This is a genomic window from Photobacterium salinisoli, from assembly GCF_003614885.1.
GTDB classification, from domain to species: domain Bacteria; phylum Pseudomonadota; class Gammaproteobacteria; order Enterobacterales; family Vibrionaceae; genus Photobacterium; species Photobacterium salinisoli.
Map to the genome: position 1 here is coordinate 1,562,414 of NZ_QZMS01000007.1, position 17,206 is coordinate 1,579,619.

12 protein-coding genes are annotated in these 17,206 nt (G+C 51.8%); 2 read left to right on the forward strand and 10 right to left on the reverse strand.

What is annotated here, in order from left to right; all coding sequences use genetic code 11:
• Position 1 precedes the first annotated feature (1 nt).
• The 6 genes from D6M16_RS07855 to D6M16_RS07880 form a co-directional block, all read right to left on the reverse strand.
• A complete protein-coding gene (locus D6M16_RS07855) occupies positions 2 to 1,675 on the reverse strand; it encodes a vWA domain-containing protein (protein WP_120511317.1) in 1,674 nt (557 codons plus the stop codon).
• Entirely contained in the window at positions 1,672 to 2,682 is a 1,011-nt protein-coding gene (locus tag D6M16_RS07860; RefSeq protein WP_120511318.1) for a vWA domain-containing protein, read from the reverse strand. Before D6M16_RS07860 ends, D6M16_RS07855 begins: the two co-directional genes overlap by 4 nt.
• Complete coding sequence (locus D6M16_RS07865) at positions 2,672 to 3,205, reverse strand: DUF4381 domain-containing protein (protein ID WP_120511319.1); 534 nt, start codon at positions 3,203 to 3,205, stop codon at positions 2,672 to 2,674. The genes D6M16_RS07860 and D6M16_RS07865 overlap by 11 nt, the downstream gene beginning before the upstream one ends.
• Positions 3,205 to 4,137 (reverse strand): DUF58 domain-containing protein, encoded by a 933-nt coding sequence (locus D6M16_RS07870; RefSeq protein ID WP_120511320.1) that lies wholly within the window; start codon positions 4,135 to 4,137, stop codon positions 3,205 to 3,207. Before D6M16_RS07870 ends, D6M16_RS07865 begins: the two co-directional genes overlap by 1 nt.
• A 10-nt stretch (positions 4,138 to 4,147) precedes the next feature.
• Positions 4,148 to 5,140 carry an AAA family ATPase gene (locus tag D6M16_RS07875; protein WP_120511321.1) on the reverse strand — a complete coding sequence of 331 codons (993 nt, stop codon included), beginning with the start codon at positions 5,138 to 5,140 and terminating at the stop codon, positions 4,148 to 4,150.
• A gap of 88 nt (positions 5,141 to 5,228) precedes the next feature.
• A complete protein-coding gene (locus tag D6M16_RS07880; protein ID WP_120511322.1) occupies positions 5,229 to 7,502 on the reverse strand; it encodes a tetratricopeptide repeat protein in 2,274 nt (757 codons plus the stop codon).
• A 203-nt stretch (positions 7,503 to 7,705) separates the two neighbouring features.
• Between D6M16_RS07880 and D6M16_RS07885 the strand changes: the two genes are divergently transcribed.
• Positions 7,706 to 9,247, forward strand: a complete 1,542-nt coding sequence (locus tag D6M16_RS07885) for an arylsulfatase (protein ID WP_120511920.1) — start codon at positions 7,706 to 7,708, stop codon at positions 9,245 to 9,247.
• 433 nt (positions 9,248 to 9,680) lie between these two features.
• A complete protein-coding gene (locus tag D6M16_RS07890) occupies positions 9,681 to 10,568 on the forward strand; it encodes a hypothetical protein (RefSeq protein ID WP_120511323.1) in 888 nt (295 codons plus the stop codon).
• A 124-nt stretch (positions 10,569 to 10,692) separates the two neighbouring features.
• On the opposite strand, the gene serS is transcribed toward D6M16_RS07890, so the two are convergent.
• The 4 genes from serS to D6M16_RS07910 all read right to left on the reverse strand — a co-directional run bounded on the left by serS (position 10,693) and on the right by D6M16_RS07910 (position 17,108).
• Positions 10,693 to 11,985 carry a serine--tRNA ligase gene (gene serS, locus D6M16_RS07895; RefSeq protein WP_120511324.1) on the reverse strand — a complete coding sequence of 431 codons (1,293 nt, stop codon included), beginning with the start codon at positions 11,983 to 11,985 and terminating at the stop codon, positions 10,693 to 10,695.
• A 124-nt stretch (positions 11,986 to 12,109) separates the two neighbouring features.
• On the reverse strand, positions 12,110 to 13,447 hold the full coding sequence (locus D6M16_RS07900; RefSeq protein ID WP_120511921.1) for a replication-associated recombination protein A: 1,338 nt from the start codon (positions 13,445 to 13,447) through the stop codon (positions 12,110 to 12,112).
• 70 nt (positions 13,448 to 13,517) lie between these two features.
• Positions 13,518 to 14,114, reverse strand: coding sequence for an outer membrane lipoprotein periplasmic chaperone LolA (gene lolA, locus D6M16_RS07905; RefSeq protein WP_420812229.1), 597 nt, complete (start codon positions 14,112 to 14,114; stop codon positions 13,518 to 13,520).
• A gap of 33 nt (positions 14,115 to 14,147) precedes the next feature.
• Positions 14,148 to 17,108 carry a DNA translocase FtsK gene (locus D6M16_RS07910; RefSeq protein ID WP_120511325.1) on the reverse strand — a complete coding sequence of 987 codons (2,961 nt, stop codon included), beginning with the start codon at positions 17,106 to 17,108 and terminating at the stop codon, positions 14,148 to 14,150.
• Positions 17,109 to 17,206: the final 98 nt, after the last annotated feature.

The window sequence follows — 17,206 nt, forward strand, 5'->3', positions numbered from 1 at the left end:
CTTACTGCTCCTGGGCTTGTTGATACTGAATGGAAAATTTAGAACGCAGAAAGGTTTTCGGATCTGCTTCTACCCGCTCCAGCCATTTGTTGGCGATATCTTCATCACCCAGCAATTGCTCAGCAGTCAGTTGGTCCTGAATAATTGCCTGTGTATTGGTCTGCTCATCAACGCCGTCTGCCGTCTGGGGTTCGTCACCCAGTTCTACAGAACCTTCGTTAGCATTTTCACCGCCTGACTGGCTTTCAGTGAACTGGTTAATTTCTTCGATAATTCGCTCAATAACCTGCAGGTTATGCCTCATGGCGGTATTATCCGGATAGTTTTTTACCAGTTCCCGCAACAGTTTTCGCGCCGCGACATACTCGCGCTGATGGGCCAGCGCATTAGCGGCATTGAACTGCATAACCTCTTCACTGCTTTGCATGAAAACAGTATGAGCGGCATTAAACTGAGAGGCATAATAATACGCGACCCCTTTCCAGAGCGGATCCGCAAAATATTCAGCCGCCTCAAGATAATCACCCCGCCGGAAATACCACTGCCCCTGCTGATCCGGGGTCAGCCAGAGATCCAGCCAAAACTGCTTGAGCCGCTCGCCAACATCCGGTTCAGGGGCTTCTGACTTCTCGCTGGCCGGATTCACCTGATGGACACTCTCAGCATAAGCCGGCTCAGGTACTGCCAACAAAGTAAAGATGGCCAGTGCAGCCACGCTCCACTGAACCAGCCAGCCTCGTCGAAACCAAAGCAGCAGCAACAATGCAACAGGGAACAACAAGTAATACCCCATGTCCTGCCAAGGCCGATGCGTACTGGCATTCAGTGCCGCATGATTTTCAACTTTGCGCTTAATCCATTCCACATCTGTGTTATCCACCGTCAGGGCATGTAAATCTGCATTGCTCATATCAACCAGCGCATTAAGGTGATTCATGTTGAGCGGCAAATCGCTGGTTCGGGTGTTATCTCCTGCTGCTAATACCAGCAACTGATGCTTATGCTGGGAAAAATAGTCATGGAACTGGCTGATACTCTGTGCCGATACATCGTTGGTAATCAGTAACACAGTACCCGGAATATCACGGCGCTGTAGTTGCTGCTGGATCTGTGAGATGGCCGATGCGGCATTCTTCCCTTCCTTGGGCATGATTTCCGGCGACAGGGCTTCGAGCATAGGTTTAAAAACCGCGATATCGCGCGTCAGCGGCATCGCAACATGCGCTGTCGCAGCATAGGCAATCAAGGCATTCTCCCCCCCGGCCCGAATCGCCAGCAAGTCTTCCACTTTCTGTTTAGCCCGGGTGAGCCGGTCCGGCGCGACATCCTTTTCCAGCATGGCCTGGCTGGTGTCCATCAAAACAATAAGCGGCGTTCTGTCTTCATGAAAAGGGGATGGCTGCCTTTTCCAGGTCGGCCCGGCACACACCAGAATCACCAGTGCTGAAGTCAGTAGCAGGATCAGTAACGGCAATTGTCTGCGCCAGCCGGAACCACCGACAGTTAAGGCTTTTCGCAAGTGTTCAGGCAGATTTTTATGCCACTGGTTGCCTGCTTCCTGACTCTTCCACTGAACGTAGAACAGATAGCTAAAGGGCAACAGCAGCAATAACCATTCCGGACGTATGAAACGGAACTGGGTCAGCAGCAGGGTTAAATCTGACATATCCATCATGCTGCCTCCCTATCTTTCCGGCTGCGCCGCCAGGTAGCAAGGCTGAAAGCCACCAGATACAAGAAGCTCACAACCATCAGCAAATAAGGATGCAGTGAATATTTGGGCTGGTAGTAAGTACTTTGATATAGCTGAGGTTCCAGTTCATTAATGGTGTCGTAAGCCTGATTCAGCTCCTGGCTGTTCAATGCCTGAAACGCCTTTCCGCCTGTCGTTTCCGCGACGCTATTAATGGTCTCCATATCAATGGCTGTCTCTCCGACCGTCTGCGGGTCACCCATGGCAATCATGTGAATTTTCACCCCGCGTGCTTTGGCCAGCTTGGCCGCATCCTCGGGGGCGACATAGCTGTCAGTATCATTTCCGTCGGTTAGCACGATCGCCAGCTTCTCTTTGGATGATTCTCCTGGCTGCGGGCTGTCTTCCAGCAAGACCTTGATCGCCAGACCAATAGCATCCCCCATATGAGTACTCAAACCGGCCATGGGTGTCTGCGCTTCATCGAGCAATGCCAGCCAGGCCTGATGGTCGGCGGTAAAGGGGGCCTGCACGAAAGCAGCATCGCCAAAAAGAATCAGCCCTAATCTGTCGCCCTGACGTTTTGCTGCAAAATTGGCGAGCACTTGCTTCGTTGCATTCAGGCGCGACAGCTTGTCGCCGGAGGCCGAGGTAAAATCTTCGGTATTCATCGAGTCAGACAAATCAACCGCCACCATCACATCCCGGCCAAATTCCTGACGTTGCTGCGGTTTGCCCAGCAGCACGGGCTTGGACAGTGCCAGAACCACCAGCCCCCAGGACACGGTCAGCAAGGCTCGCTGCCAGAAAGCCGGACGCAAAATACTGGCTCCCCGCTCTGGTTTCTCATCCAGCGCCTCAACCAAGGCATCAAAAAACGGTACCTTAATCGCCATGCGGCGCGTTTTGTAGCCCGGCGTCAGCCAGTACACCAACAGGGGCAACGGCAGCAATAACAACGCCCAAGGGTACGTCAGCTCAATGTCCATCTCGCCTCCAGACCAGTCCGGGCTGATTGGGGTTACTGTGGCGCTTCACCCAGCGGTTGGCCAGGGTCAATAATTGCTGTGTCTGGTTATCACTGAGCGTGATACCCGGTTGCACCAGGCCATCCAGCCAGCACTGCCCTGCCGGAGAATCGAACCCTTCCGCCAGTAAGGCACTGGTGTCCAGGTAGCGCAGAAACTGCCGGTCAAGGTGTGACGCCAGTGAAGGCTCAACATGTGCCGCGGCCACTTTCAGTACCAGAAATACATCACTCATGACGGACTGGGAAGCACTCTGTCCGCAACTTTGCTCTATTGTTGCAATCGCCTTCAGGGCTTCACGACGGTAACGGTTAAAACGATACAGGCGATACCGGTAAAAAGCCCACAACAGCAGAAATACCAAAACCAGAACACCCAATATCTGCCAGCCGAGCGTCTGAGGCCACCAACTCACGGCGTCCGGCAGGGCAATTTCAATCAAATCTTTCAAAATGTAAGAAGAAGGAGGGGCTGGCTGCGTCATTATGCATTCTCCAGTGCCTGCCGGAATTGGCGAATATGACCGCCTGAGGTATCCAGCTCAATAAATGGCAAATGCTTCATTGCCATGATCTTACTCAGCGTGTCCTTCCTTGCCTGATACAAGGCGGTAAGATGTCTGTCTACTGCCTGACTTTTTTCACCGGGTTCAATGTGCATCTGCAAATCCCCGTCTGACACTACCCAGGCTTGCTCAGAAGCAAAAGACTGCTCGAGCGGGTCGTTAATCGCAATACACAACACATGACCACGCCGCTGAAGATGCTGCAATTTTTGAATACAGGCCGCATTGCACTGATAGAAATCACTGAGGATAACCACCAGCGCATTACGCTCTTTTCGCTCCATCAACCGCGTAAGCATGGCATCAAGCTGGTTTTGTCCAGACGTAGACGAAGCCACACTCAGTGACTGGTTGACTTCGCAAAGCCGGTGAAGCTGAGCCAGAAATTCTGATTGCGTTCGGGTTGGCCGCGGGTCTGTCAGCCGCTCTTCACCGAAAATGGCCAGCCCGACCCGATCGTTCTTTTTCACCACAGACCAGCCAATTAAAGCCGCGATTTCTGCCGCTACAACCGATTTCATGGTATCGACAGAAGAAAAAAACATGCTGGCACGCTGATCAACACATAAAGTAACATGATGATCTTTCTCTTCGGTGTACACCCGCACATAGGGCTCACCGGTGCGCAACGTTACCCGCCAGTCCAGCTGACGAATGTCGTCGCCTTTTCGGTAGTGACGCAACTCTTCAAAGTTCAGACCCCGGCCGCGAAAGTTAGAGCTGTGCCGCCCGGCCAGAATACTGTGAATTTTCAACAATGAAGGGGACGATAACTGCGTGGCCTGCGCCTGCAACGCCGCCAGTCTGGCAGGTTGACAGTACAAGCGTGCATCCAGCGAGGGCTCAGCCATAACCACACTCCTACCCAATCAGCACATGATCAAGTAATAGCTGGATGACATCGTTCTTTGTCACTCCGTCCGCCGCGGCGCTGTAACCCAGATTCAGCCTGTGCCCCAACACCGGTTTTGCCATCATCCGCACATCATCCGGCTCAACATGATCCCGTCCGGCCAGCCAGGCACAGGCACGTGCACATTTGTCCAGCGCGATAGAGGCTCGCGGACTGGAACCGACTTCGATCCACTCGCTCAGTTTCGTGTCGGGGTAACGATCCGGGTGGCGGGTTGCCATCACCAGATTGACTATGTAGCGCTCCACCACTTCAGACACATGAATCTCGGCCAGCTGGTTCCGGGCATCGAGCACCAATTGCGGATCGATGCGTTCCTCAGCAGAGGTTTGCTCCGCAGCCATTTTGCCCTGTGACTTCTCTTCCGCGCGCACCAGACGGACAATATCTAACTCAGCATCATCTTCCGGATAGTCGACGGTGACTTTGAGCATGAAACGGTCCACCTGCGCTTCCGGCAGCGGATAAGTGCCTTCCTGCTCAATCGGGTTTTGAGTAGCTAACACAATGAAAGGTTCAGGAAGCTTGCGACTGCTGTCTCCGACCGTCACTGTGCCTTCTGCCATGGCTTCCAGCAAAGCAGCCTGCACCTTGGCAGGGGCCCGGTTAATTTCATCGGCCAGCAAAATGTTGTTAAAAATGGGACCGGGCTGAAAAGTCAGCTGCGGTTTACCGTCGGCGTCCTCCTGGTACATGTCTGTGCCCGTCACATCAGACGGCAAGAGATCCGGCGTGAACTGCACCCGGCCAAATCTGGCGTTCATCATTCCGGCAAGCGCTTTCACTGAACGGGTTTTTGCCGTGCCAGGTAAGCCTTCCAACAAGATATGGCCATTAGTAATCAAACCGATAACAATCGAACGGGCAACATGGTGTTGTCCAATCACGGATTGATCAATTTTTTCCAGCAGCAGATTCATTGCCTGTTGTGCAGCATTCACGTGAGTCACTCCTGTCACTTGTTATTGCTTATTGCATCCGGCTCTGGCGTCAACACACGGCGACCGGGCTAACCGCTGTCCGACCCGCTCAGGGCTGCGCGCGTTTCATCATGACGATCTGCTGCACCAATTGCTGAATCTGTGGGTTACCCGGCAGCAATTGTGACAACTTCTGCGCGTAATACAGCGCGTTATCATAATCTTTGTGCATCAGATAATTCTGCACCAGGGTATAGTGCACATCAGGATTAGCAGGTGCCTGTACCAGCGCCCGATGAAGATAGGTGGAAGCGACCTGATACTGCCCCTGATCCTGTAACAGTAAACCGTAAGTATAGAGGTAGTTTATTTCTTCTTGCGCATTATCAACGGCTTGTTTCAGCGAAAGCAGTGCCTTGTCTTTTCTGCCGCTCCTTACCCAACTCATCGCCAGCGCATAATGCACACTGCCCTCTTCCGGCTGCACTGTCAGGGCCTGTTCAAGCACGGTACGCACCTGCGGCTCATTTCCGGCACGACGGTAAACTTCCGCCAGATTGACATAGGCCGGTGTGTAAATGGGCTCTGCATCAATCGCGGTTTTAAAATGCTGCTTGGCAGCCTGGGTATCCTCCATTGCCAGTGCCAGATTCCCCAGATTGGTATGGGCAAAGCCACGATCCGCATTGTAGAGCTGCATTTGCCGGTAACTGTCCAGCGCCTGCTCAAGCTGCGACTTTTGCTCGGCACTTAGCTGTGCCACGTGAGGCAACGTCAGCATAGGTGCAAGCGCGCGCGCTGCATTGGCTCTTATCGGCATATGCTTATCAGCCAATAACGGTGACAGCATCCGATAGCGATCCGCCAGCGGGTACTGTGCGGTGGCTGCAATCGTTGCCTGCCGTTTCAGCGGCTCGTCATCGCGAATCGCACGAACAATGGCCACCAGTGAGTTCCTGTCCGGATAATTGGCCATTCTTTCAATCGCCGATGCCCGAACGATATCCGGTAATTGATTGTCCTGCGCAATGCGGGTGAGCTGTTCCGAGGCCGAAGGCACGCCCTGATCGGCGGCCAGGAAAGCCAGTGAGAAATGATCCGTATTTCGGTGCGAGGATGCGGGATACCAGCTCTCAACCTGCTTCTTCGCCCAGGCTGCACTCTGATCCTGATGACAAGCATTACAGGCATTCGGCGCAGCCGTCTTCACCGACAGATCAGGCCTTGGGATCCGAAAACTGTGATCGCGCCTCGGGTCAATCTGCATATATGTGGTGGCAGGCATGTGACAATCCACGCACTGACTGCCAGCGCTATTAGCAGCGTGTTTATGGTGTTCGGTTTTATCATAGGTTTCTGCGTTATGGCATTGGGTGCAGGTTTGATTCGCGGGCAAAACCAGTTCACCGGAATGCGGATTGTGGCAGTTGGTACAGGTCACCCCGGCCTGGTACATCTTACTCTGCAGAAACGATCCCCAGACATAGTTTTCATCCCACACTTGCCCATCCACATGATAAAGCTCCGGAGTCAGCAGCGCCCCCTGGAAGTGCTGTGAAAAATCCGTGGGCCCGGTTCTGTCTGCCAACTGGGAGCGTCTCGCATGGCAGGAAGCACAAACCTCAATTTGCTGGCTGATTTTCAAAGGCTCAGCGGGCTGCATTTTACCGTCCGCCTGTTGATAAAAGAGGGGTGTTTTTTTTCCTATGTTCTGCTCAAAACCTTTGTTGTTAATGTCGGTGTTTCCTGCCGCCCAGGCAAGATGCTGCTGAGGCTCGCCATGGCAGGCCTGGCAACTGACATTAACGGCACTATAGGTAGACTGATAGGTTTTTGTTTGTTCGTCAAAGCGCTTTTCGAAATTGGTCGTGTGGCAATCGGCACACATTTGGTTCCAGTTTTGCCCCATCTGCGTCCAGTGAAACGGATCATTAGCTTGCTGATCCGGATGGAGATCGAACCAGCGCTGCCCGCCATTCTCTTTCTCTCGGCTATCCCAGGCAAAAGGTAAAAACTGAACTTTCCCACCTCCAACCGATAACGCATATTGCTGAAGTGGATAATAGCCAAAAGTGTATGCCACTTTATATTCGGCGCGCTGTCCTGAAGGTTCAGAAATATCAACCAGATATTCTTTTTCCGTTTGCCGTAATTGAAAGACGGTTTCATCTTTTTTAAACGTTATGCCGTCAAATTCAGCCAAAACATCAGCGGTATTTGCGTGAGACATAGCATGAAAGTGATGTGAACTTTTCCATTGTTGCACTTCATTTTCGTGACATTTCACACACTGAGTGTCTACATTATTCTGAGACACAGCATCAAAAGAGAGAGCTAGTATGCTCAGAAAAAAAAGCGCGCTTGTGACAAAACATTGCTTCATAAAAAAATACTTACCTTCGACTGGTTAATATCTGTATAGCAATTAAACTTAATATTCACAATAAGTTACCGTTAGGAAAACCACCTTCAGCAAAAGAGCAACACATACTGCGATGTAAACATAAACCAAGTTTTTTAACCCGTGGCATTTGCCGTACAAAGGAGGTTATTTTGATTTCTCTTAAGTCAAAAATAACAAAGCTTATGGCTATTATCGGGGTTGCCTTTGGTGCAACCAGTGTCAGTGCAGCAGAAAAACCGAATATACTCGTGATATGGGGAGACGATATTGGCGTTCATAATATCAGTGCTTATAACCACGGTATTATGGGATACCAAACACCCAATATCGACTCGATTGCAAAAGAAGGTGCGTTGTTCACTGATTCCTATGCACAGCAATCCTGTACAGCTGGGCGGGCATCATTTATTTTGGGTCAGCACCCGTTTCGCACCGGATTATTAACCATAGGTATGCCGGGTTCTGATCACGGTATTCCTGACTGGTCGCCAACCATTGCTGATTTATTGCATGAGCAGGGATATGTCAGTGGCCAGTTTGGTAAGAACCACTTGGGTGATCAGGACAAACACCTGCCTACTAACCACGGTTTTGATGAATTCTTCGGTAACCTGTATCACCTGAATGCGGAAGAAGAACCCGAGGGTTATTACTACCCGAAAGATCCTGATTTTCGCAAAAAATACGGCCCGCGCGGCGTTTTAAAATCCACTGCTGACGGTAAAGTCGAAGATACCGGTCCGCTGACACGTAAGCGGATGGAAACTGCAGATGAAGAGTTTATGGCTGCAGGGCTGGATTTCATGGAACGCGCCGTGAAGAGTGATAAGCCCTTCTTCATGTGGTTCAATACCACGCGTATGCACGTCTGGACGCACTTAAAACCTGAGTCTGTCGGCACGACAGGAATTGGTCTGTACCCGGACGGCATGGTTGAACACGACAAGTCAGTCGGTACCTTGCTGGACAAACTCGATGAGCTGAAGATTGCCGACAACACGATTGTTGTGTACTCAACGGATAATGGTGCCGAGACGATTTCCTGGCCTGATGGCGGTACCACACCTTTCCATGGTGAAAAAGGAACCACCTGGGAAGGGGGGATGCGCGTCCCTCTGCTGGTGAAATGGCCCAATGTGATTAAACCAGGCACCATCTATAACGACATCATCTCGCATGAAGACTGGATGCCGACCTTCCTGGCTGCAGCCGGTGAACCCGACTTGGTCGAAAAGCTGAAAAAAGGCTATACCGCCAATGGTAAAGAATTCAAAGTTCATGCGGACGGCTATAACTTTATGCCTTATTTCAAAGGTGAGGTCGAAAAAGGTCCCCGCGACACTATTTACTACTTTGGCGCAACCGGTGAGTTGAATGCGGTTCGCTGGCAAGACTGGAAAATCCACTTTGCGACTCTTTCCGGTGGTATTAATACCGCCGTTCGCGAAACACCGGCCTGGCCTCTGGTAATCAACCTGCGGGCTGATCCCTATCAGAAAGGGGCGCTGGAGTCCGGTATGTATCTGAAATGGTATGCGGAAAACACTATGTGGCTGTTTGTACCGGTACAACAAAAAGTCATGGAATTCCTGAAAACCATTCCGGAATACCCATTCCAGCAAGGCTCCAGCCTCAGTGCGAGCAACATCAGTTATCAGACCCTGATGACGCAGGATGCACTGAAAAAGCTTGAAGCCTTGGATGCACGGGTACCAAGAAACTAACCGTATCAAACTCTGACTCTGCTTACCGCCTGTGGCGGTGGTGTGAGATAACAATAAAAGACCAGCCACTTAATGTGCTGGTCTTTTCTGTTATTGCTTGTAGGTAGTATCCCTCTCTCTGACGTTCTTGCTCCCTTCACTGATTTTTATTTCATTCATCGTTAGCGCACCAGTCTGCACCAAAACTATCATATCGCACCAAAGTGGTGCGCACCCGCAATACGCCACACCATAAATAATCGATATTTATCAGTAAGATAAAAATGATGCGGTATGTATCAAGCCAAATTAAAACTGGCTCGTTTTTTGCGATATGGCTGTGTCGTTAAGAAACTGCACCCAGGCTTCAACAAGCTGACTCAGAAACAGAATCAAAACGTCAAAGAGGATCAACAAAGTATTCATGCCATTCACCGGCATTTAGGGAGTCGATATGTGGATTATTCTCGGTTTAACACTAACTGTGCTGGCACTCACGGCTTGGTATTTCTATAACAAACAACAGCAGGCGCAAACTGAAGCCCACTTCGATCAGATCCTTGGGCTTCGGCAGCTCATTCAGCTGTTACGTCAGCACCGACGCCTGTCCCATGACCATCTGATGAAAAGTCATGGCGAAACCCTGCCGGTTTTTCCCGAGCAGAATGCCATCCTGAGCCTGAGCCACACCCTGCTGAGCCAGACCGGGCTTGAGCAAAAACCCATGTACCGGATTCTGACCCAGCATTTACAGCAACTAAGTACTGAGTGGCCGCAGTATTCTATGTCACGTAACCAGGCCAATCATGGTAAAAACATTCGTCATGTTATGTATCTGATTGATGACCACTTAACCACCAGCCTGCTCATTGCAGACAAAAGCACCCTGTTCGAGCAGTATCAGCAGTTCTGGCCGATCACACTGAATGCATTGGATACGCTGGCCCAGTTCCGCTCAACAGTTGCGGTTTTTCGTCCGGGTAACAGCAAGCAAGAAGTATTACTGCGCAGGCATCTGCATTTGCTGCAACGCCGGCTGGGACAAATGAACCTGATGCTGAAAATACCCGGACCATCATTAATGGCCGATCAGCTGGAGAATGACCTGACCACGTTGCTGCAATCGGCCAGTGCAAGCAAAGCATGCCGACTGGCACTGTATAAGTTCTCACTCAGCTTGTCGGATAACATTTTCTATTTGTTTGATGCCAAGCTGACCGAAATCGCCCATGCACTGGCGATAGAAGGTTTCCCGCTCGATATCAGTGCCAGTTTGCAACCCCTGCTGGAGCAGGCTGAATCTGAAGCTGCCGGTCAGACCGAACTCAAGCTTCAGGCTTGATAAGAATGCACCCGCCTCTGACACAGGTTATAACCTGCGGGCAAGGCAGGTAGTCATCAAGGCAGATAACAGGGCATAAAAAACCCAGCGCAGGCTGGGTTTTTTTTGACTGTCATCACCGGTATTAACCGATATGGGTCAGACCGCCCATATACTGACGCAGCACTTCAGGGATTTCAATACGGCCATCTGCCTGCTGGTAGTTTTCCAGCACAGCAACCATGGTGCGGCCAACCGCCAGACCAGAGCCGTTCAGAGTGTGCACTAATTCAGGTTTTTTCTCACCTTTGCGGCGGAAGCGTGCCTGCATCCGCCGAGCCTGGAAGTCACCCACATTAGAGCAAGATGATATCTCACGGTAAGTGTTCTGCGCCGGCAGCCAGACTTCCAGATCGTAGGTCTTCATGGCGCCAAAGCCCATATCACCGGTACACAGAATCACTTTACGGTAAGGCAGTTGCAGCAGTTGCAGCACTTTCTCAGCCTGACCGGTCAGCTCTTCCAGTGCCGCCATGGAATCTTCCGGACGGGTGATCTGAACCAGTTCTACTTTATCGAACTGGTGCATACGGATCAGGCCGCGGGTATCACGTCCATAAGAGCCAGCTTCAGAACGGAAGCATGGTGTATGTGCCGTCATTTTGATTGGCAGCTCAGCTTCGTCAACGATGGTATCGCGAACCATATTGGTCAGCGGAACTTCCGCCGTCGGGATCAGTGACATACCAACGCCTTCTTCGGTCGCAGGCTTGGTATTGAACAGATCTTCACCGAATTTCGGTAGCTGGCCCGTACCGTACAGGCTGTCTTGATTGACCAGGTAAGGGACATACATTTCAGTGTAGCCATGCTCTTGGGTGTGAAGATCGAGCATGAACTGCGCCAGTGCACGGTGCAGGCGGGCAAACTGGCCCTTCATTACGATGAAACGGGAGCCAGACAGTTTTACTGCGCTGGCAAAGTCCAGACCTTCAGCCATCTCGCCCAGATCAACGTGATCTTTCACTTCAAAATCGTAAGTCTTGGGTTCGCCCCAGCGAGAAATTTCGACGTTATCGTCTTCGTCTTTACCAATTGGCGCAGACTCGTCCGCAATGTTCGGAATAGACAGCTCAATATCGCTGAGCTGAGACTGTATCTCAGCCAGGGCTTTTTTCGCCTCGTCCAGCTCAGCGCCCAGACCGGCAACTTCTGCCATGACTTTATCGGCTTCTTCGTGCTCGCCCTTGCCTTTGAGCTGACCAATTAACTTCGAGCGGGAATTGCGCAGGGACTGCAGTTCTTCCGTTTTGACCTGAATGGACTTACGTTGTTCTTCCAGGGAACGAAGTGTTTCTACATCAAGGGTATACCCACGGTGCGCTAATTTTTCTGCTGTCGCGTCCAGCTCAGTTCGAAGAAGTTTTGAATCTAGCATGCTAATCCTGTGCTCGTCATAGAATGTTGCACAAAATTTAACCCGTTAGCGGGTTAAATAAGTTGAAATCTGAATACGTTAGAATTCCTAACGCAAGTTGATAAACGATACCCAAAAAGCCCGATTATTGATAGCGTTTCTGCGGGCTTTTTGCGTCCAGTGAGGCCAGATATTCCAGCTTTTCACCAATTTTACTTTCTAAACCACGCTCTGAAGGCTGATAGTACTTCCTGCCCTGCAGCTCTGGGGGTAAATAGCACTCTCCTGCCGCATAAGCCCCCGGTTCATCATGGGCATAGCGATATTCGGCACCATATCCCAGCTCTTTCATGAGTTTAGTCGGGGCATTTCTCAGATGCGGCGGCACTTCATAATCAGGTAAATTCGCCGCATCCGCCTTTGCCTGATTAAAGGCAGTGTAGACCGCATTACTTTTGGGTGCTGACGCAAGGTACACAATGGCTTGTGCTATCGCTCTTTCGCCTTCATAAGCGCCTACACGGGTGAAACAATCCCAGGCAGCAATCGCAACTTGCATGCCACGAGGATCGGCATTGCCGACATCCTCAGACGCTATGGCCAGTAAACGACGGGCAACATAAAGAGGATCACAACCTGCCTGTAACATTCGGGCATACCAGTATAAGGCGCCGTCCGGACTGGAGCCGCGAATTGACTTATGAACGGCGGAAATCATGTCGTACCAGAGATCGCCTTTGTTATCAAAACGGGTGATCTTCTCCCCGGCAACTTCAGCCAGAAGCGCTAAATTGATGATTTTACTGCCCTGATGCTCCTCTGCCATATCCGCCAGCAACTCAAGGTAGTTCAGCGCCATACGTGCATCACCATTAACCAGTGCCGCCAGGCTTTCTTTCACATCCGGGGCAAAGGCCAGACTGTCATCCCTGATGCCGCGCTCTGCGTCATCCATCGCCTGATTGATGACTGTCAGTATGTCATCTGTCGTCAGAGATTTGAGCTTATAGACACGGGCACGGGATAGCAGGGCGTTATTCAGCTCAAAAGACGGATTTTCAGTGGTCGCGCCGATAAATGTCACAGTGCCATCTTCAATATGCGGCAAAAATGCATCCTGCTGGCTTTTGTTGAAACGGTGCACCTCATCGACAAACAAAATAGTTCGCCGTCCGGCATGCTGATTCTGACGCGCTTTATCTATGGCGGCACGAATCTCTTTGACGCCAGAGGTCACCGCAGACACACGCTCCACTTCAGCGTTGGCATAGTGAGCCGCAACTTCCGCCAGCGTTGTTTTACCGGTTCCGGGTGGCCCCCAGAGAATCATGGAGTGAAGGTGTCCGGCCTCCAGCGCTCTTCGTAACGGTTTGCCCTGGCCGAGTATATGTTGCTGGCCAATGTACTCCTCTACCGTACGCGGACGCATGCGCGCAGCCAGAGGGCGAAAATCCGAGGAAAAATTTAGGCTGAGATTATCCACGCTGACCATCCATCACTGAAAAAGGCGGTATTTCTACCGCCTGAATAAGACTCTGTCGTTTTTAACGCAATCAGCGCTTATCGTCCAGCTCTACACCCGGAGGGGGAGTGAAACTGTATTGCTTACGATCTTGCTTGCCACGTGCAAACTGGGCAAAGCGAAACTGGCTGAGCTGGCCATCCTGCTCTTCAACGGAAAACCCGCGAACCTGACCGTCCCGACCGACTGTGACCACAAACTTCCCGGTTACTGCGGCACTGTCTTTCGGCGTCAGCGTAAAAGTATCAGCCGTCTGGGCCACATTGTATTTGGCCCAGTCCTGATTCTGGTTGCGAATCAATAAAACAAAGGGAGTCTGCGCGGTGGCATCGTCCAGTTTCATCGCCGTCACCTGCTCGACCATAGGTGTGTAGTACCAGAGGGTGCGGCCATCTGACACCAGCAGATTTTCATCCGGTGTATCGGCATGCCATCTGAACAGATTCGGACGCTGAACCGAAACATTCCCTTCACCCTCGACCAGCAAATCCCCTTCAGGGCTGGTGACCTTCTGAGTGAACGTTGCGCTGAAGGCATCGACTTTATTCAAACGCTGACTCAACTCCTGCTGAGCACTGGCAAAGGCCAGAGCAGGCAAGAACGCAGCGGCCAGAATAACGCCCTGAATGGTTTTTGTTATTTGCTGATTTTTCATCATACATCAATCTCCTGCCGGAGCCGGCGCCAGCACTTCTCGGTTACCATTATGGCCCGGAGGACTGACAATACCGTGTGCTTCCAGCTGTTCTACAATACGGGCGGCGCGGTTATAGCCAATTTTGAAACGGCGTTGAACGCCTGAAACGGATCCGCGACGGCTCTCGGCCACAAAAGCTGCAACCTGATCAAAGAGCTGATCAAGATCGTCCTCACCACCGGATGAAGTTTCCCCTGGCAACATAGCTTCCGAGCCCTGATCAGAATTCAGAATCCCATCGATATACTGTGGTTTACCCCGGGCTTTCCAGTCGTTCACCACATTATGGACATCATCATCGGATGCAAAGGCACCGTGAACACGTATGGTGTGACTTTGACCTGCCGGCAGGTACAACATATCACCCATGCCCAGCAGCGATTCTGCCCCACCCTGATCCAGAATAGTCCGTGAATCTGTCTTGGTTGAGACGGTAAACGCCATACGGCTTGGAATATTGGCCTTGATCAGACCGGTAATCACATCTACCGACGGACGCTGAGTCGCCAGCACCAGATGAATACCTGAGGCTCGCGCTTTCTGCGCCAGACGAGCGATCAGCTCCTCCACTTTCTTGCCGACCACCATCATGAGATCGGCAAACTCATCCACTATGACCACAATACTTGGCATTTTCTCCAACAGCGGTGGATGTTCGTCCATACTATCGCCAGGTTTCCACAACGGATCGTGAATAGGATGCCCGGCGGCAGCGGCTTCTTTGAGCTTGGCATTGTAACCGGCCAGGTTTCGCACCCCTACCGCAGCCATCAGTTTGTAGCGGCGTTCCATTTCACCCACACACCAGCGAAGCGCATTTCCGGCGTCTTTCATGTCTGTGACGACTTCGGTCAGCAGATGCGGAATGCCCTCGTAGATAGACAATTCCAGCATTTTCGGGTCAATCATGATGAAACGGCAATCCTCCGGCTTACATTTGTAAAGCAGGCTGAGGATCATCACGTTGACACCTACAGATTTACCAGAACCCGTCGTACCGGCCACCAGTAAGTGAGGCATTTTGCTCAGATCAGCGGCAACAGCCTCACCGGCAATGTCATAGCCCAGCACGATAGGAAGCGGGCCACGCATGTTCATAAAGCGCTCACTACCCAGCACTTCAGACATATACACGGTTTCACGGTTCTCGTTAGGCAGTTCCAGACCGATATAAGGTTTACCCGGGATCACTTCCACAACCCGCACCGCATAGGCAGACAAAGCACGGGCCAGATCTTTCGCTAGCCCTGAGATGCGGCTCACTTTGACACCGGGTGCCAAATCCAGCTCATAGCGGGTGATTACCGGGCCGGGATAAATCCCGACCACCTTGGCTTTAATTTTGTAATCCGCCAGCTTAGATTCCACCAAACGGGCGGTATTCTTTAATTCTTCTTCACTGGTAGGCTGCACATTTTGCGTCGGTGGCTGCAGGAGATCCAAAGTCGGCATCGGTGAGGTCGGTTTAGGCAAATCGACGTCTTTTTTCACCAGGAACGGATTATCCAGTCCCGCCGCGTAGGCCTGCTGCTGCTGTGCCTGCTGCGCTTCGCGAATCTTGCGCTGGAAAGCATCTTCATCAGACTCTTCGTCATCAGCATCATCGGCCTCAGTTTCTGACACTATGCCGGCACGTTCCAGCTCTGACATACCATCGTGGACACCGATCTCAATATCCGCATCCGGCATGGGTTCGTCTTCCCAGGGCATGTCATCTTCAGATTCAGCAACCGTATACTCCTGCTCTGGCGCAGATTCGTACTCAGACATTACAGGTTCTTCCCCGACCAGGGACAGATCGCCAATGGCGGGTTCATCCACCCCGCCATAAGTGGGCGGCTCCTGCATAGGCTGATCATAACTGTCAGCACGCGTGCCGTTCCGGGCGTCGTCCGATTCGGCGGCATACACGCTGTAATCATCATTCTCAGCCAGCTGGGACTGCAAGTCGGCAATAGTTACGCCTGCTATATCAGGATTGGATCCCAGCGGCTGGCTGGCTGAGGCAACGGCTGGCTTGTTGCGCTCTGGCATCACAATGGCAGGCTCTGGCTGCACAGCCGCATTTACCGGCGGCGGTTTAACCTCAGGGCGGGCCTGATTCATCTGAGCAGTTCTCTCAACAGCCGTATCCGAAACCTGAGTCTCGGCCAGCGGCGTTGGAGTATAGGCAATACGTTCTGAACGACGCAGTAATACGTCGTCCTCATCAATATCAGACTCATTCGGATTATGCGTCAGCCTGGCGGCATAAGCCGTCTGGCTTTCGTCTGGAATATCGGCAGCAAAAGGCGTCAGTGTCTGCGGCTTTTCGCCACGGATTCTGTTGAGCAGCCAGCCTAACATCCCTAAGGTTGTCTCACCGAGGCCATCCACCACACGCAGCCAGGAAATGCCGGTCAAGAGGGTAAAACCCACCGCCCATAAAAACATCAGAACCAGAGTCGTGCCAAGCAGGTTAAACAGCGGCAGAGTCAGGTTGGCAACCACATCGCCAATCACACCGCCGGAGGAAAAGTACCAGATATCATCAAAGTTCAGATCGGCAAGACCACAGCTGGTCAGAAACAGTAACAGTAGGCCTAACAGGCGCGTACCGTATATCATGTAGTCCACCGGCTCCCGTTCACCGCGACGACGGAACATCACCCAGGTCATCCCCAGAATGACAAGCGGTAAAGGGTACGCCAGCGAGCCAAAAGTGAAAAAGGCGGTGTCGGCGACCATAGCCCCAAATGCACCGGCTTTATTCTGTACCGTGCCCTGCCAGGCCGTTTGCGACCAGGAAGGATCGGCCGGATTAAAACTGACCAGGGCAACCATGATATAGACTGCGGCAAGAATACCGATGATCAAAAAACTTTCCAGCAGGCGCTGTCCGCCTGACAGGCGTACAGGCTGAGTTTTGCCTCTAACTTTCCTCAAAAACTCTCTCCGGTCTTGCTAATACTGGCTGTAAGCCGGGGGTAATCAACGTCCTGTGGGTGACCCAGCTGAATTTGCGTTTGATATATCTGTCCCAG

Excerpts from the sequence above, each read along its gene's own strand:
- D6M16_RS07855 (WP_120511317.1), bottom strand. The coding sequence starts at position 1,675 with ATGATGGATATGTCAGATTTAACCCTGCTGCTGACCCAGTTCCGTTTC.
- D6M16_RS07860 (WP_120511318.1), bottom strand. The coding sequence starts at position 2,682 with ATGGACATTGAGCTGACGTACCCTTGGGCGTTGTTATTGCTGCCGTTG.
- D6M16_RS07865 (WP_120511319.1), bottom strand. The coding sequence starts at position 3,205 with ATGACGCAGCCAGCCCCTCCTTCTTCTTACATTTTGAAAGATTTGATT.
- D6M16_RS07870 (WP_120511320.1), bottom strand. The coding sequence starts at position 4,137 with ATGGCTGAGCCCTCGCTGGATGCACGCTTGTACTGTCAACCTGCCAGA.
- D6M16_RS07880 (WP_120511322.1), bottom strand. The coding sequence starts at position 7,502 with ATGAAGCAATGTTTTGTCACAAGCGCGCTTTTTTTTCTGAGCATACTA.
- D6M16_RS07885 (WP_120511920.1), top strand. The coding sequence starts at position 7,706 with ATGGCTATTATCGGGGTTGCCTTTGGTGCAACCAGTGTCAGTGCAGCA.
- D6M16_RS07890 (WP_120511323.1), top strand. The coding sequence starts at position 9,681 with ATGTGGATTATTCTCGGTTTAACACTAACTGTGCTGGCACTCACGGCT.
- serS (WP_120511324.1), bottom strand. The coding sequence starts at position 11,985 with ATGCTAGATTCAAAACTTCTTCGAACTGAGCTGGACGCGACAGCAGAA.